This is a genomic window from Pseudomonas sp. B2021, assembly GCF_018135665.1.
Lineage (GTDB): Bacteria > Pseudomonadota > Gammaproteobacteria > Pseudomonadales > Pseudomonadaceae > Aquipseudomonas > Aquipseudomonas lactis.
In genome coordinates this window covers 4,729,600-4,748,260 of the sequence record NZ_SMOF01000001.1, presented here as the reverse complement: position 1 = coordinate 4,748,260, position 18,661 = coordinate 4,729,600, and the positions used below count along the sequence as shown (strand labels likewise).

The window sequence follows — 18,661 nt, the reverse complement described above, 5'->3', positions numbered from 1 at the left end:
CAAGATCAAGAGCGGCTCGCTTCGCATCGTGGTTACCGTCTGCTGCTACAGCCCACAAAGTTGTGTAGATACCTATGGCCATCGCAGGCAAGCCAGCTCCTACAAGGGGCAATATTTCAAGTGGGGAAGGTGTAGGCCCGCTCTACCTTGCACACCCGCGTGTGAAACGCCGCATACCAAGTGGCCCGCCCTTGCTCGCGCACCTGCCGATGCTCGGCCTGCTGTTTCCAGGCCAGGATCGCCGCCTCGCTGGTCCAGTAGGACACAGTGATCCCCAGCCCATCTTCCCGCGCCGATTCCACCCCTAGAAATCCCGGTTGTTGCCTGGCCAGTTCCAGCATGCGTGTGGCGGCCTCGCCATAACCCAGGTCGGCGTCGGTGCGCAGCGAGCTGAAAATCACCGCGTAATACGGTGGGGCGGGTGTCTTGGCGATCATACCGATACCTCCTGGCAGGCCTTGAGCAGCGCAATCGCCAGCGGCGGCGTGATGCCTTTGAGCGCGGCGCGTTCGGGCTGGAACAGGGTGGCGACGAAGAACGGGTGGTCGAGCAGTTCCACCGCGCGCAGATCGCCCGCCGAATCGTGGCCGGTGGGGATCAGGTTGGCTTGCAGCAGGGCGTCGGCGAAGGTGGGGTTGATGCCGTAGCGGCAGCGGTATCCTTCGTGGATATCCAGGCTGCCGTAGGCCTGGGCAATGCGCGTGTATGGGGCCAGGCGCACGGTGTCGCTCACTTCCACCAGGGAGCAGTCCAGCGGCGTGATGACGGCGCGCTCAGCATCCGGCATTAATTCGCCGTGCTGGGCATCGGCCCAACCGAGCACGTTGCGGGCATATTCCAGCACGGCATGTTGAAAACCGCCGCAGGTGCCGAGGAAAGGACGACCTTGTTCGCGGGCAAAACGTATCGCCCGCAGGGCACCGTCGATATCGTGATAGGGGCTGCCGGGCACGCACCAGAAGCCGTCAAAATCGTGCAGGGCAGAGGTGCAGGTGAGGGTGTCGGTGGCCAGCCATTGCACTTGGACGCTCAGGCCCAGAGCGTCGGCGGCCTGTTGCAGGGCCACGGGAATGGCCTGGTGGGCGGTCACATCGGGGTTGTAGTCACCGATCAGGGCAAGGTGCAGCGCGGGGGTTGGCATCGTGTACGTCCCATGGCTTGTGGTGGGTTGATACCCACTATAGATTGGCGCTTACGCAATCAGTATTGGCGTTTGCCCATATGTTCAATGCAGCCACGCACTATCAAATCGACTACGCCGACCTGTCATTGATTCTGGCCCTGGTGCGCGGCGGTACCCTGGCGCGGGCGGCTGCGCTGCTGCGCGTGGATGTGTCCACGGTGTTCCGTGCGGTGCGGCGGCTGGAGGCGGCGCTGGGCCAGACCCTGTTTGAAAAAAGCCGTGCCGGTTATTTGCCCACCGGCCTGGCGAGCAACCTGGCACAACAAGCCGAGCGTGCCGAGCAGGCGCTGGAGGCGGCGCGTATTGGCGTGGAGCAGGGCGGTGAAGTGATCAGCGGTACCGTGCGCCTGACCTGCACCGACTCGGTGTTGCAAGGCTTGCTGTTGCCGGCCCTCGCGCAGTTCATGCCGGCCTACCCGGCGTTGACCCTGGAACTGAGCACCTCCAATGACTTCGCCAACCTCAGCCGCCGTGATGCGGATATCGCCCTGCGCCTGACGAAGGCGCCGCCAGCGCATCTTGTCGGACGCTGCCTGGGGGCGGTGACCTATCAGGTGTGTGCCAGTGCCGACTATGTGCGCCAGCACCCAGGCCATGACTGGGCCAACCTGGCCTGGATCGCGCCAGATGACTTTTTACCCGATCACCCCACCGTCATCTGGCGTCGTGAACATTTGCCGGGCGTGCGTCCCCGTTATCGGTGCAACAGCATGCAGTCGGTGACCGAATTGGTAAGGGCTGGATTGGGCGTGGCGGCACTGCCGGATTTTCTCATGGGCGATGGCCTGCAACCGCTGGGCCCTGCGCTGGCAGGGCACGATACGGCGCTGTGGTTGTTGACGCGGCCTGATTGCCGGGCGTTGCGCTCGGTGGTGACGCTGTTTGATGAGCTGGGGCGGCATGTGCGCTGGCTGCGAAGTTAACCTGCAGACAGCCAGCGCCAATGGGTCAGCGATTACCTCGCTCGTTTGCAAACGCGCTCACCGCCTGTACCGCCTCGCCGGTGCCTTCGCGAATTTGCAGGATCACCGTGCCGGCCTGGTTGGCCAGTTCCACACCCTGGGCGGCGCGGTCGCGGGTGGCGTCCATGCTGTCGATGGCTTGGCGGGTTTCGTCCTGGATCATGGCGATCATGCCGGAGATTTCGGCGGTGGAGCCGCTGGTGCGCGCCGCCAGTTGCCGCACTTCATCGGCCACCACGGCAAAGCCACGGCCCTGCTCGCCGGCGCGGGCGGCCTCGATGGCGGCGTTGAGGGCCAGCAGGTTGGTCTGGTCGGCGATGCCGCGAATGGTGTTGACGATGGCGGTGATCTGTTGCGAGCGCTCGCCCAGCTTGGCGATCAGTTGCGAAGAGGCGTCGATATCCACGGCAATGTCGCGCATGCCGGTGGCGGTTTTCTGAATCACCTCGGCGCCTTTTTCAGCCATCTCCTGGGTGTTCAACGACAGGTGATAAGCCTGGGCGGCGCTCTGTGCGTCAGCGGCATGCTGTAGCACGCGGGCGGTGACGTCCGAGGCGAACTTCACCACTTTGCACAGGCGCCCGCTGGCGTCGTACACCGGGTTGTAGTTGGCTTCCAGCCACACCACCTGGCCGTGTTTATCCACCCGCTCGAACTGGCCATTGAACAGCTCGCCCTGATTCAAGCGCTTCCAGAACTCGCTGTAGGCTGCACTATTGGCCAGCTCCGGTGTGCAGAACAGGCGGTGATGCTTGCCCTGAATCTGCGCCAGGCTGTAGCCCATGCGCTGCAGGAAATTGCTGTTGGCGGTGATGATGGTGCCGTCGAGGTTGAACTCGATCATCGCCATGGCGCGGTCGATGGCTTCGAGCTTGGCGTTGGCTTCACTTTCGGCCTGCAGGCGCGGGGTGACGTCCATGGCGTATTTCACCACTTTGATCACGTTCCCCGCTTCATCCCGTACCGGGTTATAGCTGGCTTCCAGCCACACCGAGGCACCGTTGGCGCCTACTCGTTCAAAGGTGCCCGACTGGAATTGGCCGTTGCGCAGGTGTGTCCACAGCTGGTTGTAATCCGCGCTGCGGGCGAACGCCGGGGTACAGAACATCCGATGGGGCTGGCCCAGGATCTGTTCGGCGCGGTAGCCCATGGTCTTGAAGAAGTTGTCATTGGCGCGCAGCACGGTGCCTTGCAGGTCGAATTCGATCACGGCCATGGAGCGCTCGATGGCGTCCAGCAGGCTGGTCTGTTGGGCAAGGCTGTGTTGCAGGGTACTGATGGTTTTCTTGTGAGCGTGAAATAGCATGGTGGAGGGCTCGGGCATGCAAGCGTATGCGGGGTCCATGTATTTGCGCCTGACCCCGTAGGGCCCCTGGCCTTACGGTTGACTTGCTCATTGCCAGCTTCCTGATGCTGACAGAGGGGGTGGAACAACGGTCTCAGAGTGATCAATCGGCCTGGAAGTTCGCCCATCAGGCAGGACTATTTTGGCCAGGCGACCAATGGCGGCATTATGCTATTGCAGCAGGTGGGCGGAGCAAGATTCGGACGAGGTGTCATCAGACAACTGAGGCTGAATGAACGGCCGTGCATTCGCTGATCTTGACGCGGTTGCGGCCGCTGTTTTTGGCGGTGTACAACGCGCGATCCGCCGCATCGAGCCACATGACCGCGTCCTTGAACGACGGGTGGAAATCCGCCAGGCCAATGCTCAGGCTCACGCGCAGGTCCGGGATCTGCGCATGACGATAGCCGCTGAAGGTTTCGCGTAGATGTTCCATCACCTGCGCAGCGGCGTGCAGCGGCATTTTCGGCAGAATCACACTGAATTCATCGCCGCCGTAGCGGCCGGCCAGGTCTTCTTCGCGCAAGTGTTCGCGCAGCGCCTGGCTCAACTGGAGCAGAACCGCGTCACCGACGGTGTGGCCATGTACGTCATTGATGTGCTTGAAGTGGTCGATATCGATCAAGGCAATGGTCGCTTGGCCTTGTTGCTGCTGGCACTTGTGAAACTTGATGTTCAGCAGGTCTTTCCACGAACCATGGTTGAGCAGGCCGGTAAGGCTGTCGACGCGGCTCAGGGCGCTGAGGGCGCGTTTGTGTTCCGACAGTTTGATCGCTAATTGGTAACAGACCATGCCGATGGCCATCGGGTAGAGCGTCAGCATCGGCAGGCAGGTGTAGACCTCGGTGAGGCTGACGCTGGGGTCGAACTTGACGTCGAACAGGCCCCAGGCCACCGCGATACCGGCCGCCTGTGCCAGCAACCCGCGCAGGAACAGGCGTTTGCCACCGGCTGCGACGTTGTTCATGGCCATCATCGACAGAATGGTCACCGCTGTCAGTGGCGAAAACTGAGTGGCTGCGGCCCAGAATCCGCCCAGCAATGAGTCATACAGCAGGTTGCGTTGTTCGGCCTGGTAGGGAAACGGCGAGCGGGTGGAAATCAGGTACGCCACGTGCGGCCAGGCAATGCCGTTGAACAACAGCAACGCCCAGACCCAACCGGGCATCGACAAGGGATACAACGCCCCGATCACGCTGATGCTGCCGATACCCAGGCCGATAATCCTTGGCGTGTAGATTCGCCTGGCAAATGAAAGCCCTTTGCCTCGTCTGTTTTCCATAGTGTCCTGGGTCAACTTTTTTTGCGGGTGCAACAGCACGCGTCAACGGGCAGAGCCGGTGGTCGGATAAGAAAGGTGAATTGTCGATTATTCGCGTGGGAATAATCAGTGTCCTTCCAGGCCATTTGCGCAAAACAGCGGGTAAAAGCGCCAGAAACGACCTTAAATGTCGCGCCTGCAACAGGGGTTACTGGGGCGGGCGCTGCGTGCTGACTTCGTAACCGGCGAGGAACAGGTCGATGGCCGATTCGATGACGTGGGCCTGTGCGGCAAGGTCGAGGGTGGGCTGGCCGAGGGTGATTTGCGGCCAGAACGCAAAGGCCTTGAGCAGGCTTTGGATCTGATGGGCGGCGAACGCCGGTTCGGTGCAGGTGAGGCGGCCGTCTTCCTGAGCGGCGCGTACCCATTGGGTAAAGCCTTCTTCCCGCGCACTGAGGCGGTTGACCATGTCTTGCGCGCGCTCCGGCGAATGGATGGTGGCAGCAATGGCCACGCGTGCCAGGTCGAGGAAGTTGGCGTCCGACATCATCTGCATTTTCGCTTCCAGCAACGTGCGCAGTTGGTCGCGCAGCGGGCGGTCGCTGGTGTAGATCACGTCCAGTTGGGCAACGCTGCTGGCCCACAACTGGTGGAGGATCTCGGCGAACAGTTCTTCTTTACTAGGAAAGTGGTTGTACACCGTGCGCTTGGAAACGCCCGCAGTGGCGGCGATTTTGTCCATGCTGGTGACCTCGAAGCCGTTCTCGCGAAATTCGGCAATCGCCGCCGCCACGATGGCTTCGCGTTTACGCTCGGTGAGGCGTTTGGGGGCAGTCATGGAAGGCATTCGACTCAACAATGAAATTACACCGGGCAGTTTACTTGCTCCGGATTTTGTTGCAATCTAGAAACTACACTGTGCAGTGTAATACTTGAGCGGACCGCAGGAGTCACTTCGTCATGGCCACTATTTCAACCCGTCTCGACCCTGCGCCCTCGGCGCCCAAGCCTGCCGAGCAGGACTTGGGGCACTTCAGCAACGACGCCCCGGTGCAACACGGTGGCTTGGGCAAGACCCTGCGTATTTTCTGGAACATGCTGTTCAACAAACCGCGCACCACCCGGCCGGTGGGGCAGATTCCGGTACAGCCACTGACTCGCGAGCAGTTATTGGCCGCACCTGATCACAGCGTGTATCGCCTGGGCCATTCAACCGTGCTGCTGAAAATGCGCGGTAAATTCTGGGTCACCGACCCGGTGTTTGCCGAACGCGCCTCGCCATTGCGTTGGGCCGGCCCCAAGCGTTTTCATCAGCCGCCGATCAGCCTTGAAGAGCTGCCAGCGCTGGAAGCGGTGATCCTTTCCCACAATCATTACGACCATCTCGACCGCAAAGCGGTGGTCCAATTGGCCGAAAAGACCCGCTACTTCCTGGCGCCCCTGGGCGTGGGCGACACGCTGGTCAAATGGGGCGTAGACGCCAGCAAAGTCCGCCAGTTGGAGTGGTGGAAGGGCACCGAGGTCGATGGTGTTCGTTTTGTCTGCACGCCGGCCCAGCACTTTTCCGGGCGCGGCCTGTTTGATGGCAACCAGACCCTATGGTGCTCCTGGGTGATGATCGACGACACGCGACGTATCTTCTTCAGCGGCGACACCGGCTATTTCGACGGTTTCAAACGCATCGGCGAGCAGTACGGGCCGTTTGACCTGACCCTGATGGAAACCGGCGCTTACAATGTCGAGTGGCCTCATGTGCACATGCAGCCGGAGCAAACACTGCAGGCGCATATCGATCTGAAAGGGCGCTGGCTGTTGCCGATTCACAATGGCACCTTCGACCTGGCCTTCCACGCCTGGCACGAACCGTTCGACCGCATCATGGCCCTGGCCTGGGAGCGCAATGTCTCGATCACTACCCCGGCAATGGGCCAGGCATTTCGCTTGAACCAGCCCGAGCGTGGGCATGCGTGGTGGCTGGAAGTGGAGCCTCAACCGGTCAACGAACACGCAGCAGGCTGAGCCGAAAACCTGCTTGGAAAAGAGTTTTTCAGCGGATTTCAGCTCTGCGACAAACGCCAAATGAGAGTGCGATGATCCCGCGGGAATTTTATCTCCGGGAGGACGTTTCGATGGACAGCCACTGTAAGAAGCTTTGGAGAATGGGGTTGCCTTGTGCCCCAGCCCAGCCACTGCCCGCGCCAATAAACGCCGCCGACTTGCCCGCTTCACCACCCCATGCAGCCCCCACTTCTATTGTCTTTGGCGCCGAACAGGCTGCGGGCGCCACGCTCGTCCCTGGTTATAGCGCCCTGGCGCCCCATATACGGCCAGTGCGTGACCCCGCGCTATCACTTGTCGCCATCAGCGGTGTGGACCCTACTGAACCGGTGATGGTCGAAGTACCGCTAGTATTGAATAACACCACGTTCACCGCCACGCAGGCGTTGACGGGCTATCGGATCGGCTATGCAGAGCGCTATGTGCAGGGCAATCAGGTTGAGCTGGTTGAGCGCAGCGCGGCTTTGCATCGGGTCTTCGACACCCTGCGTCACGTCGGTGTGCAATGGGTAGCGGTGGACATGCAGCGCAGTGGCGACAGTCAGCAGGCCTGTCGTGAAATCGATGAACTGGTGGCAGGTCTTCGCCTTGATGCCCTGGTGTCGGAGGATCCCCACGCCGCCTTTCATCATGCCATAAGAGGCGGATACCCCTCTGTGTGTGAAACCCTGGAGGATGGCTCCCGAGTCTGGTTTTACGGTGCGCGCTGGGCAGGTGATCGTTTGGCGGCACTGGCGCGCGCTTACCGCGTGCTGCGGCCATAGATGGTATAGATGCCTACACCGGGCTGGGAAGGGTAGGACGCGGTGACAAGATTCGCCTGAAATAACAGTGGGGTATCGGCTCTTAGACTGGTGCGGCGTTATCGGCAGATAGCGCTCACACTCAGTCAAACAGAGGGGCACTTCATGATCGGACCAGTTTCGGCAGGTGGATGGGCGACAGGCCTGCTTCAGGAGCTTTCAAACCCTGTGCAAGGTTTCAAAAGTGCCTGCCAGATGTCAGTGGAGATGGCCCAAGGAGGTGGTGTCACCTCAGAGTCACTGTTGAAGGACTCGCTCAAGCAAATTGCCAATATTGATCGTGGACTACAGGGCGGCAATGCGTTTTTGGAAACCAACCCGGATGCCATGCGAGAGGCGAAAGCCCGCGATCAGGAACGTGCCGATGGCCGTGTTCGCGGGCATTTGCATGGCGTGCCGATAGCGCTGAAGGATGTCTTTGAAACCAACGACCGCATGCAGACCAGCGCAGGCTCAAAGGCCTTGGTGGGCGCGCCGGCCACTAAAAACGCCAAGGTCGTCGACAATTTGCTGAAAGCCGGAGTGGTGATTGTAGGCAAAACCAATATGAGTGAGCTGTCCAACTTTCGCTCACTATCACCGGCCGATGGCTGGAGTTCCCGAGGTGGCCAGACGTTGAACCCTCATCGACTCGGAGGGCCAGTGGCGGGCTCGAGTTCAGGCTCGGCGGTGGCGGTGGCCCAGGGGCATGTGCCGGTGGCGTTAGGGCTGGAAACCAACGGATCGATCATCAGCCCCGCAGCCTACAACGGTGTGTTTGGCCTGAAAACCACGACGGGCCTGGTCAGCACCGAAGGCGTCATGACCAGCACCCGCATGGATGCGGTGGGGACCTTCACCCGCAATATCTGTGATGCGGCAGAAGCGCTTAACGCAATGACCGAGACCAACGTCTACACCGAGGGCCTGCACGCTGATGCCTTGAAGGGCAAGCGAATTGGCTACACCCCTTTGCCTGAGTTGTCCGCAGAGGAGGCCAAGGCCCCGGCCAAGCTTGCAGACCGCAAGCACTATGAGGCGGCGCTCGAAGTGATGAAGGCCCAAGGGGCGATTCTGGTGCCCTTAGAGCGGTTGGACGCCGGTGTCCCCGACGAAGCCTATGAGGGCTATAACGAGGCGATGTTCTCGGAGGTCAAGCAACAACTGGAGGACTATTTGGCTGGGCGAGAAGGTTTGCCGGTCAAGTCACTTTCTGAGCTGGTTGCTTTTATCAAACGCACACAGAAATCTGGTGAGCCTGACCAGAAACTACTGGAAATGATCAATGACCTGGAGACCACCCCGGAAAAACGCGAAGCGTTGTGGGAAGCGATTCTTCCTGTATTTCAGAAAACCATTGATGACCCCATAAAGGAGCACAAGCTCGACGCCATGGTGTCGAACTTTCTGTCCCACAATTATTTTTACAGTGCGGCGGCCGGGTACCCAGGTATATCCGTTCCGTCAGGCATGGACGAGGAAGGCATGCCCACGGCACTTTACTTATATGGCTGCGGCAACAGTGAAGCCACTTTGCTGGCAGTTGCCTATGGTTATGAACAAGCCTCGCAGGCCATTCAAAAACCGGCTTTTCTCCCGGGTATTCCTTCTACGCAAACACCAGCCAGTCCAGATAAAACGGTTGAGGCCACCAACGGCTGAATTTGAGTCAGCCTCTGCTGGTTGCCACTGTTGAACCCATCAATTGAGAAATGAGGCCTTGCACAGAAGGTTGCGCCGCCGGGGTATCAAACCGGCGCGCACTCATTCCCCACCCCGGTGCGAACCCCGGGAAAAACACCAGCCCTTCGGCCTCCAGGCGAAACGCCAGGATCAAACGGGTTTCATCGTCCACGTCACCGTGGCCTTCCAATTGCTCAATTGTTTGCACCGCCACGCCAGCCTGGCGAGCCAGCTCTTCGCGGCTCCAGCCCAGCATGACGCGCGCCTGCGCGCAGTGTTTGGCGGTGAATTGATGCAGGACGATCTGTTGTTCTACGAAAGAACTCATTGCCAGAGAGGACATGGGGTTTCTCCAGGTTCGACAGGGGAGGTGCAACTATACTGTGTTTTTGTACAGTTGTTTCTACCGCTCATCCATTGGCGTTGCAACCCCTTATGATTCCAGCCCTGGCGCCTCACGAATAATCAGGTGGTCCAGGTTCTCGATCCTGGCGCTGAATACCCCGAACGTTTGCTCGGGGTTTTTCTTACTGGGCACCTGCATAAGCTGCGGTGTGACGCCATAGAAAAAGCAATACAGCGGCCGTTCACTGCTGGCCGCCGCCTTGATCTGCTCCAGGAATGCCGTGCGCTTGCGGTAGTTTTCGATGAGCTTTTTGCTCAGGTAGACGTTCACCGAATAAGGCTTTTTGTCGAGCCACACCTTCTTCTCGAAGTCGATGCGAAAGCTGCTGGTGTAGTCCTTGATGGCCTTGATCTTGCCCCAGTAAATCAAACCCTGGTTGTCTTGCAGGTATTCGATCTTCTTGAAGAATGCCCAGTAGGTCGCCGTGTGCTCACCGATCTTCAGGGGCATTGCCTTGAGCTTGTCCTTGTCATCGATGTTGGACACGTAGCACTCCACCGGGTGTGCGAATACGCTGGTTTTGTCCGGGGTTGTGTCATTACTGCCAGAGGATGTCGTAGTGCGGTTTGCAGGCGCTTTCGTCGGTTCCTGCAGGGCGCTTGCATCGTTGCCGACTACCGGCGTTTTAGGCTCATACAGTCGCCGCGTCAGCACAAATTCCGATGGGAAATTTTCCTCACGCTCGTCATCACTTTCACCCGTCGCCGATTTATGGCTGCCGGCATAGCGGCAGCCATCGATATGCCGAGTGCCGAGTTTGTTCTTGAAGTGCGGCGTGCGCTGGTAGTTGACGTTCTTGGCGTTGAAAGTGCTCAACGCATTGGTGCTATCGAAGGCCGCGCGGCAGGCGTCGTTGGGGCACAGGAAGCTGTCCTTGTCGGAATCGAAGCCGGTGCTTTCGTCGAAATTCAGGTCTCGTACGTCGTAGATCGACACTTTGTCGTCGAGACTCACGCTGTAGGCCGTATCGAATTTCATGGGGCTCGGGTCCGTCAGAGGTTTGGCTATTCATAGCCGGATCTTGCATAAATATCAGCAAGAACCTGCCACGCGTCGCCCGCTCAAGAAACACAGCGTGCCGCCTATGGCAGTAAGTGCGGCCAGGGCAAAGAACATGCTGGTGGGTGCCGCGTTGATCAGCAGGTAGCCACAAATCACCGGACTCATGGCTCCGCCAAACGCGGCCAGGTTCTGGGCACCGTAGTAACTGCCCCGTAGTGCATCCGGCGCAATGGTGTCGATAAACAGAAATTCCGAGGGGTAAATGATCATCTCGCCCAAGGTGAACACGAACATCGCCAGGCACCAGCTCAGCAGACTGTTCGCCTGGCTGAAGCCGACCAACCCGGCAATAAACAATAAGGTGCCCAGCACGATCCAATGGCGCAGTTGCTCGCGCTTGAGGAATCGACCGATTTGGTACTGCATCAAAATCACGGTGATCGCGTTACAGGCCAGCACCGCCGACAGAATTTTCAGTGCCTGGTCGGGTGTGTAGGCCACTAGCAAAAACTGCGACAGATACAGGGTGTAGCGCCCATGGACTATGGTGCTCAACAGGCTGCCGCTGGTGAACAGGATCAACGTGCGGTCGTTGCGCAAGGTGCGCAGGGTGCTGAGAAAACTCTGGGGTTTATGACGGTCGTCCCGTTGAGTCGGCGCAATACCGATCATCAGGAACAGGCTGCCAAAGGCAATGGCACTGGCAATCAGGAACGGCGCCCACGGCAGTTGGCCAGCAATCAATACGCCCAACATCGGGCCGGTCGCATAGCCCACATTGGTCAGGGTATAGCGCAGGGAAAACACCTTGGCGCGCTCGCCCACCGGTAGGTTCTCGCTGATGATCGCCTTGGAGCCGATCAGGAACAACGCCGACGCGGCTTCAGTGATGACCAGGGTCAAGGTGGTGAGGTAGAGGTTGCTGGCAAAGGTCAGCAATAAAAAACCGATGGAGCTTGAAAGCATGGCCAGGATCAGCAGCTTGCGCTTTTCCAGGCGGTCGATGATGTAGCCGCCGTACAACCCCAGGAGCGTGGCGATGAACACCGCGATCCCCATCAGCAGGCCGATGTCCTGCTGGTTGAGGCCCAGGCGTGTGCTCAGCCACAGGGCCAGCAACGGGCTGGTCATGGCGCGGCTGACCACGATGGTCACCGAGCAGATCATCAGGCGACGGATTACCAGGGAGTAGGTGGCCACGGTGGGGGCGAGCGTCCTTGTTATATTTTCACGACAACACAACTTAAATGTGAACACCGAACCAGTGTGGGAGCTGGCTTGCCTGCGATAGCGGTAGGCCAGTTTGCATCGTCATTGGCTGATCTACCGCTATCGCAGGCAAGCCAGCTCCCACAGGTTTTGCGGTGTTTACTGGCCTGCGTTTATGCTGATCTTCTCGACCGCACCTTGCTCCAGATCCCACTTCTTCAGGATCTTGCCGTAGGTCCCGTCATCAATCATGCCCTGCAACGCTTCACTGATCGCCGTGACCAACTCGGTATTGCTCTTCTCAATCCCAAGCCCGGTGAACTGCTTGGAAATCGCCAGCCCCACCGGCTTGTACTTGCCCTTGTCCAGCGCCATCAAATAAGGAATCGTCTCGCTGCCCTGCATCGCCGCATCCAGGCGGTTCTGCTGCAACTGCGCCCGGGCATCCGCCGAACCTTCGGTGCCGATCACCACGATTGCCGGCTTACCGGCCGCTTCGCAGTTTGCCTTGCTCCAGGCGGTAATTTCCGACGGCCAGGTGGTGCGGCGGCTGGTGCCGACTTTTTTACCGCACAAGTCGGTCAATTCCTTGATCTCTTCGCGCTTGGCCAGGGTGTACAACTGTGGGCCGCTGGTGAAGTAGTCGACGAAGGTCACGGCCTTCTGGCGCTCGGCGGTGTCGCTCATGCCCGACAGCACGATATCGACGCGTTTGGTGGTCAGGCCGCTGAGCATTTGTTCGAAGCCGGTTTCCTGCCACTTGATCTTCACGCCCAGGCGCTCGGCCAGGGCGTTGCCCAGGTCGAAGTCAAAACCAGTGAGCTTGTTGGTGGCCGGGTCCTTGAAGTCCATCGGCGGGTAGTTCGGCACGATGGCCGCGCTGATCTCACCCTTGTCCTTGATGGCTTGCGGCAAGGCCGCCAATACACACGAGGAGGCCATCAGGCCGGCAAGCAAGGAAGGGATAAACATCTTTTTCATGGGGGCGTTCTCGTTAGTTTTTTAGTTAAGTGCGAACGGCAGAAATAAAGCTTTGGGTACGTGGATTTTGTGGGCTTATTAGAATGTCTTCCGGGCTGCCGGCTTCCACAATCTGGCCGGCGTCCATAAACACCATGCGGTTGGACACTTCGCGAGCGAAGCCCAACTCATGGGTGACCACGATCATGGTCATGCCGGTGGTGGCCAAATCGCGCATCACCGACAGCACTTCGCCTACCAGCTCCGGGTCGAGGGCTGACGTGGGTTCGTCAAACAGCATCAACTTGGGGCGCATGGCCAAGGCACGGGCGATTGCCACGCGCTGTTGCTGGCCACCGGACAATTCCACTGGGTAGGCATTGCGCTTGTCTGCCAGGCCAACGCGGGCCAGCAGTTCCAATGCATCTTCGATGGCTTCCTTGGGCGAGCGCTTGAGCACTTGGCACGGGCCTTCGATGATGTTTTGCAACACGGTCATGTGCGGGAACAAATTGAATCGCTGGAACACCATGCCGGTGGCCAGGCGCTGGCGGGCGATCTGCGCTTCGTTCATCTCGTGCAGCTTGTTGCCGACCACCCGATAACCGACCAATTCGCCATCGACCCACAGGCCGCCCTTGTCGATTTTTTCCAGCTGGTTGACGCAACGCAGCAACGTACTTTTACCCGAGCCGGACGGGCCAATGATGCACATCACCTCGCCTTGCTCGACCTCGATATTGATGTCACGCAGGGCGTGATACTGGTCGTAATACTTGTTCAGGTTGACGGCCTTGACGATGCTTCTCATGGGGCAAATCTCCTCAACCCAGGCTTACGAACGCTTGCCGGCGCCGCGGGCAAAACGACGCTCGAGGCGGCTTTGACCAAATGAAAGAACAGTCACCACCGCCAGGTACCAGATGCCCGCCACAATCAGCAGCTCCATCACCCGGGCGTTGGCGTAGTAGATGTTTTGCGCGTTGTGCAGCAGCTCGGAGTACTGGATCACACTGGCCAGGCTGGTCATTTTCACCATGCTGATGAACTCGTTGCCCACGGGCGGGATGATCACGCGCATGGCCTGCGGCAGAATGATCCTACGCAGCGCTTGCAGGCTCGGCATGCCGATGGACTTGGCCGCCTCATATTGACCGGTGTCCACCGACAGCAAGCCGGCGCGCACCACCTCAGCGGTATAGGCGCCCTGGTTGATGCTCAAGCCGAGCAAGGCGGCCACAAAGGGCGTCATCAGGTCGACGGTGTCGATGCTGAACAGGCCCGGAATCGCGATCACCGGGAAGATCAACGCCAGGTTGAACCACAGCAGCAGTTGCAAAATCAGCGGTGTACCGCGAAACAACCAGGTGTAGGTGATGGCCACGTAACGCAGGATCGGGTTGGCCGACATGCGCATGATCGCGGTGATCACCCCGATCACCACGCCCAGCGCCATCGCCAGGATCGACATGACGATGGTGTTCACCAGGCCCCAGAGGATGGCTTGCGACGTGAGGAACTGGCCAATGTAGGACCATTCGATCTGGCCATTGGCAAACGCGCGCAACAGCGCAGCCAACACAATCACGATCAACGTGGCAAAAAACATCCGCCCGTAATACCGCCGCGGCACATGCTCGTACTGCGTGATATCGAACTGGTTTTCAGACAACTTGCGCTCGGCTTCCAAGCGCTCTGCCGGGGTTTGGTTCATGCTGCTACTCCAAAATTATTCTTGATGCATGATCGTTCCCACGCTCCGCGTGGGAACGCCGCCTCGGACGCTCCGCGTCCCGCCGTTGGCGCGTAACGTGACGACGCGGAGCGTCACGGGATGCATTCCCACGCAGAGCGTGGGAACGATCGTCACCGGCTTAAATCCGAAACCCCTGATAACTCTCAGCCCACTTCTGCTGTTCAGCCAAAGCAATCTTCAACCGCCCAATCTGCTCCTTCACCCGCTCCGGCGCAGTCCCACCCCAGCCACTGCGCGCCGCAATCGCCGCCTCCAGGGTCAGGCAATCACGCACGTCCGGGGTGAGCCGCCCATCCACCTCCGCCAACATCGCCGGTGAGGCTTCCCACAACTCAATTTCATGTTTCTCACAGGCCTGTACCAACGCGCCGGTAATCTCATGGGCTTCCTTGAATGGCACGCCACGCGTTGCCAACCAATCCGCCACCTCCGTCGCCAAGGTAAAACCCATCGGCGCCTGACGCCGCAGCTCGTCGACCTGCACCTTCATGGTCGCCACCATGCCGGCCATCGCCGGCAACACCAGCAGCAAGGTGTCCACGCTATCCAACACGCTGTGCTTGTCTTCACTCAAATCGCGGTTGTACGACAGCGGCAACGACTTGAGCGTCGACATCAACCCGGTCAGGTTGCCGATCAAACGCCCGGCCTTGCCCCGCGCCAGTTCGGCAATGTCCGGGTTCTTTTTCTGCGGCATGATCGAACTGCCGGTGGCGTAGGCATCGTCCAACACCACCCAGCGAAACTGGCGCGACGACCACAGGCAAAACTCCTCCGACAGCCGCGAAATATTCACCCCGAGCATGCCCGCTACAAACAGGAACTCCGCCACATGGTCACGGCTGGCGACAGCGTCGATGGAGTTTTCACACGGCCCGGTGTAGCCCATTTCCTTAGCCGAGTGCTGCGGCTGACGTGCTATCGCCGAACCTGCCATCGCTGCCGCGCCCAATGGCGACAGCGCCGTACGCGCATCCCAATCCACCAGGCGCTGCACATCGCGCAGCATCGACTGCGCGTGAGCCAGCAAGTGATGGGCGAACACAATGGGTTGCGCCTGCTGCAAATGGGTAAAGCCTGGGCAGATGCTCTGCACATGTTGCTCGGCCTGTTCAACCAACGCCTGCTGCAAGCCCAACACCTCGGTGGCGATGGTGCGCGCATGGTCACGCAGGAACAGGCGCAGATCGTTGGCCGTCTGGTCATTGCGCGAGCGCCCGGCGCGCAACTTGCCGCCAAGGGCGCCCAGGCGCTCGGTCAATACGCGTTCGATAAAGGTGTGCACGTCCTCGTCATCCAGGGAGGGATGCAGGCGGCCGGCGGCGAAATCCTCACCGATACGGTCCAGGGCTTCGAGGGTGCGCAGGGTTTCTGACTCATCCAGCAAACCGGCGCGCTGCAACTCTCGGGCATGGGCACGGGAACCGGCCAGGTCGTAGGGCGTCAGGCGAAAATAACGCTCAGGGCAACGCGACAACGCGGCCAACGCCGCAGACGGACCGGTCTTGAAACGAGCGCCCCAAAGGCGGTCGGTGGGCTGGGACATGGGTATTCCTCACGCTTGTTTTTAGAAGAGTCGGAGGCAGTTTCAACAGAAGTTTATCGGTGTAGAACCGGCATCTGACGCGCCGTATTCAAGGTTGCCAAGGGCGGATGTTTATGTTCATTATCGCCGCCTGGCTATGTTCAAGGATTGGGTTCAAGCCTGTTGAATATGGCACTCGAGGTCAACGCGCATTATGGAAACCCCACTTTCCACTTCTGGAAACCTGCCGCCAAAACCCGGCACCCGAGCACCGCTGCAATTGAGCGGGTTGGACTTCAAATTGCTGCGGGTATTTATGGCCGTGGTCGAAGCCGGCGGCTTCAGTGCTGCGCAAAACGAGTTGAACGTGGGCCTGGCGGCCATCAGCAAACAGATCTCTGACCTCGAGATTCGCATCGGCATGCGCCTGTGTACACGGGGCCGCGAAGGGTTCGGGCTGACCGAAGAAGGCAAGTTGGTGTATCAAGCGTCCATCGAGTTATTCACCTCGGTGGACAGTTTTCGCGACAAGCTTAGTTCGGCGCAGAATGAACTCATCGGCGACCTGAGTGTGGGCGTTATTGATAACACCGTCTCCGACGTTAATTCCCCACTGATTACCGCCCTGGGCAACTTACATCGCCAATCGCCAAAAATAAGATTGCGCCTACATGCCTCGCAATTGGACGAAGTTGAACGCGGCGTCGTGGAAGGGCGCCTAGTCGCCGGCATCGTCCCGGTGTACCAACGCCGTGAAGAGTTCGACTACTTCCCGCTCTACGAAGAAAAGGCCCACGCCTACTGCGCCGTAGGGCATCCACTGTTCACCGCCAGCGACATCACCCCCGATGCCCTTCGCCAATACGAAGTGGTGAACCATCGGTATGCGATCCATCGCGACAAGGCCAACTTCGTCAACCACGACAGCCAGTCCGCGTCGGCCTCACAAGTGGAAGCTGTCGCCATTCTGATTCTGACTGGCCGCTTCCTGGGCTTTCTGCCAGAACACTACGCCACGCCACTGGTAAGGGAAGGGCGCTTGCGCGCACTGTGCCCGGAGCAGGTACAGCTGAGCACCGCGTTCAACTTGATCCTGCGCCATAACGCCCCGAGAAGCCCGATGGTAAAAGCCTTCGCCACAGCGCTGGGTGTAGACTTGAAGACGTCGGCCTAAGCCTCAACAAAGCTCAAATGTGGGAGCTGTCGAGCCCCAGCGAGGCTGCGATGGGATCGCCTGGGTCTCCCCGCCAACCCCCCCACCCGCATCACCGCTGCAACCGAGCCCGCTTTTTTTTCTTCGCATGAAAGTGCCGAAAATGCGCATCCTGCGCCGCCGCCAGCAACTCCCGGTCTCCACGCGTATCGCCCCAGGCCCTGAGCCGATACTCCCCCAGGTCCCCGTACACCGCCTCAAGCCGCAGCACCTTGTTCTCACAACGGCAATTATTCCCGGTGAGCTTGCCGGTCAGCACCCCATCCACCACCTCAAGCTCAGTGCCGATCAAACGAATGCCAAGCCGATCGGCAAACGGCTGCAACACCAACGCCGGCGACGCTGAACACAGCGTCACCACCGCCCCGGACTTCACCTCATCCGCCACCGACTGCAACCCGCTCGGGCGCATCAGCTTGCTCCAGCGCGCCTGACAATATGCCTGCGCTTGCTGCTCAACCCAAGTCTTCTTCACCCCGGTCATAAAGGTGCGAATCAACTGCGCCTTCAACTCATCCCGGCTGATCTGCCGCACCAAAAACCGCAGCCCCGGCACCGCCAGCTTGACCATCCGGCCATAAAACTCACCGGTGCCGAAGGCAAACTTGAGGAAGGGCACGAAACTATCGTGGTGGGTGAGGGTGCCGTCGAAGTCAAAGACGGAAAGTACTTTGGCGTCTGCGGGGCCGGCTTCGAGCATGTCTGGGTTCACGGGTTGGCCTCGGTCCTATCTAATAGTTTTTAAGCGGGCATCAGCTGTGACAGCAGGAGTCTGCTCCCGTGCCAATCTTCCGATCTTGGCGTAAAGCGCTTCGGTAAGAGCTTCCCGAGCACTTGACCTGTGACAACGCTGATGGCAATTGGGGCACAAGGCTACAGCATTGGGGGGGCGATCCGAACCCTTCCGGGCCAGGTGCTTGAGGTGATGTACTTCAAGAAATGGCAAATTCCTTTTTTACCGACGAAAAAAAGCCCTGAACATGCCAGGGCTTCCTTTAGTGCTTAGTCCGGATCAATCCCAGCTCAGCGCGCCGCCGGTCTGGTACTCGATCACACGGGTTTCGAAGAAGTTTTTCTCTTTCTTCAAGTCCATGATCTCGCTCATCCACGGGAATGGATTGGTGGTGCCTGGGTACTCTTCCTTCAAGCCAATCTGCGTCAAACGACGGTTGGCGATGAACTTCAAATAATCTTCCATCATTGCCGCATTCATGCCCAACACCCCACGAGGCATGGTGTCGCGAGCGTATTCGATCTCCAGCTGCGTACCCTGCAGAATCATCTGGGTCGCTTCTTCCTTCATCTCGGCATCCCAC

19 protein-coding genes and 1 pseudogene are annotated in these 18,661 nt (G+C 59.4%); 5 read left to right on the top strand and 15 right to left on the bottom strand.

The window, feature by feature from the left end:
• Positions 1 to 116: 116 nt before the first annotated feature.
• The gene (locus E1K68_RS21355; RefSeq protein ID WP_003193670.1) at positions 117 to 437 is read right to left on the bottom strand and encodes an antibiotic biosynthesis monooxygenase; all 321 of its coding nucleotides are present in this window, start codon (positions 435 to 437) and stop codon (positions 117 to 119) included.
• Positions 434 to 1,141 (bottom strand): CTP synthase, encoded by a 708-nt coding sequence (locus E1K68_RS21350; protein WP_212614634.1) that lies wholly within the window; start codon positions 1,139 to 1,141, stop codon positions 434 to 436. Before E1K68_RS21350 ends, E1K68_RS21355 begins: the two co-directional genes overlap by 4 nt.
• 80 nt (positions 1,142 to 1,221) lie before the next feature.
• On the opposite strand from E1K68_RS21350, the gene E1K68_RS21345 reads away from it, so the two are divergent.
• A complete protein-coding gene (locus E1K68_RS21345; protein ID WP_057711739.1) occupies positions 1,222 to 2,106 on the top strand; it encodes a LysR family transcriptional regulator in 885 nt (294 codons plus the stop codon).
• Between the two features lie 25 nt (positions 2,107 to 2,131).
• Here E1K68_RS21345 and E1K68_RS21340 read toward each other — a convergent pair whose 3' ends face one another.
• From E1K68_RS21340 to E1K68_RS21330, 3 genes are all read right to left on the bottom strand, one after another.
• On the bottom strand, positions 2,132 to 3,451 hold the full coding sequence (locus E1K68_RS21340; RefSeq protein ID WP_003193665.1) for a PAS domain-containing methyl-accepting chemotaxis protein: 1,320 nt from the start codon (positions 3,449 to 3,451) through the stop codon (positions 2,132 to 2,134).
• Between the two features lie 253 nt (positions 3,452 to 3,704).
• On the bottom strand, positions 3,705 to 4,772 hold the full coding sequence (locus E1K68_RS21335) for a diguanylate cyclase (RefSeq protein WP_003193663.1): 1,068 nt from the start codon (positions 4,770 to 4,772) through the stop codon (positions 3,705 to 3,707).
• A gap of 187 nt (positions 4,773 to 4,959) precedes the next feature.
• Positions 4,960 to 5,589 carry a TetR/AcrR family transcriptional regulator gene (locus tag E1K68_RS21330; RefSeq protein ID WP_212614633.1) on the bottom strand — a complete coding sequence of 210 codons (630 nt, stop codon included), beginning with the start codon at positions 5,587 to 5,589 and terminating at the stop codon, positions 4,960 to 4,962.
• 122 nt (positions 5,590 to 5,711) lie between these two features.
• Between E1K68_RS21330 and E1K68_RS21325 the strand changes: the two genes are divergently transcribed.
• The 3 genes from E1K68_RS21325 (at position 5,712) to E1K68_RS21315 (ending at position 9,253) form a co-directional block, all read left to right on the top strand.
• Complete coding sequence (locus tag E1K68_RS21325) at positions 5,712 to 6,770, top strand: MBL fold metallo-hydrolase (RefSeq protein ID WP_003193661.1); 1,059 nt, start codon at positions 5,712 to 5,714, stop codon at positions 6,768 to 6,770.
• Between the two features lie 371 nt (positions 6,771 to 7,141).
• The gene (locus E1K68_RS21320) at positions 7,142 to 7,573 is read left to right on the top strand and encodes a hypothetical protein (protein ID WP_244858832.1); all 432 of its coding nucleotides are present in this window, start codon (positions 7,142 to 7,144) and stop codon (positions 7,571 to 7,573) included.
• Positions 7,574 to 7,807: 234 nt separating this feature from the next.
• A complete protein-coding gene (locus tag E1K68_RS21315; protein ID WP_032901132.1) occupies positions 7,808 to 9,253 on the top strand; it encodes an amidase family protein in 1,446 nt (481 codons plus the stop codon).
• Positions 9,254 to 9,260: 7 nt separating this feature from the next.
• Here the strand turns inward: E1K68_RS21315 and E1K68_RS21310 are convergent, their stop codons facing one another.
• The 7 genes from E1K68_RS21310 to argH form a co-directional block, all read right to left on the bottom strand.
• Positions 9,261 to 9,617 carry a helix-turn-helix transcriptional regulator gene (locus tag E1K68_RS21310; RefSeq protein WP_003193655.1) on the bottom strand — a complete coding sequence of 119 codons (357 nt, stop codon included), beginning with the start codon at positions 9,615 to 9,617 and terminating at the stop codon, positions 9,261 to 9,263.
• A gap of 90 nt (positions 9,618 to 9,707) precedes the next feature.
• Positions 9,708 to 10,658: a hypothetical protein gene (locus tag E1K68_RS21305; protein WP_212614632.1), complete on the bottom strand. Its 951-nt coding sequence runs from the start codon at positions 10,656 to 10,658 to the stop codon at positions 9,708 to 9,710.
• Positions 10,659 to 10,712: 54 nt separating this feature from the next.
• On the bottom strand, positions 10,713 to 11,882 hold the full coding sequence (locus tag E1K68_RS21300) for an MFS transporter (RefSeq protein ID WP_003193651.1): 1,170 nt from the start codon (positions 11,880 to 11,882) through the stop codon (positions 10,713 to 10,715).
• A 168-nt stretch (positions 11,883 to 12,050) separates the two neighbouring features.
• The gene (locus tag E1K68_RS21295) at positions 12,051 to 12,872 is read right to left on the bottom strand and encodes an ABC transporter substrate-binding protein (protein WP_003193649.1); all 822 of its coding nucleotides are present in this window, start codon (positions 12,870 to 12,872) and stop codon (positions 12,051 to 12,053) included.
• A 25-nt stretch (positions 12,873 to 12,897) separates the two neighbouring features.
• Positions 12,898 to 13,662 carry an amino acid ABC transporter ATP-binding protein gene (locus E1K68_RS21290; RefSeq protein ID WP_003193648.1) on the bottom strand — a complete coding sequence of 255 codons (765 nt, stop codon included), beginning with the start codon at positions 13,660 to 13,662 and terminating at the stop codon, positions 12,898 to 12,900.
• Between the two features lie 24 nt (positions 13,663 to 13,686).
• Positions 13,687 to 14,565, bottom strand: coding sequence for an amino acid ABC transporter permease (locus E1K68_RS21285; protein ID WP_019819278.1), 879 nt, complete (start codon positions 14,563 to 14,565; stop codon positions 13,687 to 13,689).
• A gap of 160 nt (positions 14,566 to 14,725) precedes the next feature.
• Complete coding sequence (gene argH, locus E1K68_RS21280; RefSeq protein WP_034135535.1) at positions 14,726 to 16,153, bottom strand: argininosuccinate lyase; 1,428 nt, start codon at positions 16,151 to 16,153, stop codon at positions 14,726 to 14,728.
• Positions 16,154 to 16,346: 193 nt separating this feature from the next.
• Between argH and E1K68_RS21275 the strand changes: the two genes are divergently transcribed.
• On the top strand, positions 16,347 to 17,306 hold the full coding sequence (locus E1K68_RS21275) for a LysR family transcriptional regulator (RefSeq protein ID WP_212614631.1): 960 nt from the start codon (positions 16,347 to 16,349) through the stop codon (positions 17,304 to 17,306).
• A 91-nt stretch (positions 17,307 to 17,397) separates the two neighbouring features.
• Here E1K68_RS21275 and E1K68_RS21270 read toward each other — a convergent pair whose 3' ends face one another.
• From E1K68_RS21270 to E1K68_RS21260, 3 genes and pseudogenes are all read right to left on the bottom strand, one after another.
• Positions 17,398 to 18,045: an HAD-IB family hydrolase gene (locus E1K68_RS21270; RefSeq protein WP_094775506.1), complete on the bottom strand. Its 648-nt coding sequence runs from the start codon at positions 18,043 to 18,045 to the stop codon at positions 17,398 to 17,400.
• Between the two features lie 27 nt (positions 18,046 to 18,072).
• Positions 18,073 to 18,291, bottom strand: a pseudogene (locus E1K68_RS21265) (HNH endonuclease); the annotation flags it as partial.
• A 66-nt stretch (positions 18,292 to 18,357) separates the two neighbouring features.
• A partial coding sequence (locus tag E1K68_RS21260; protein WP_212614202.1) for a ribonucleotide-diphosphate reductase subunit beta occupies positions 18,358 to 18,661 on the bottom strand: 304 nt, incomplete at its 5' end.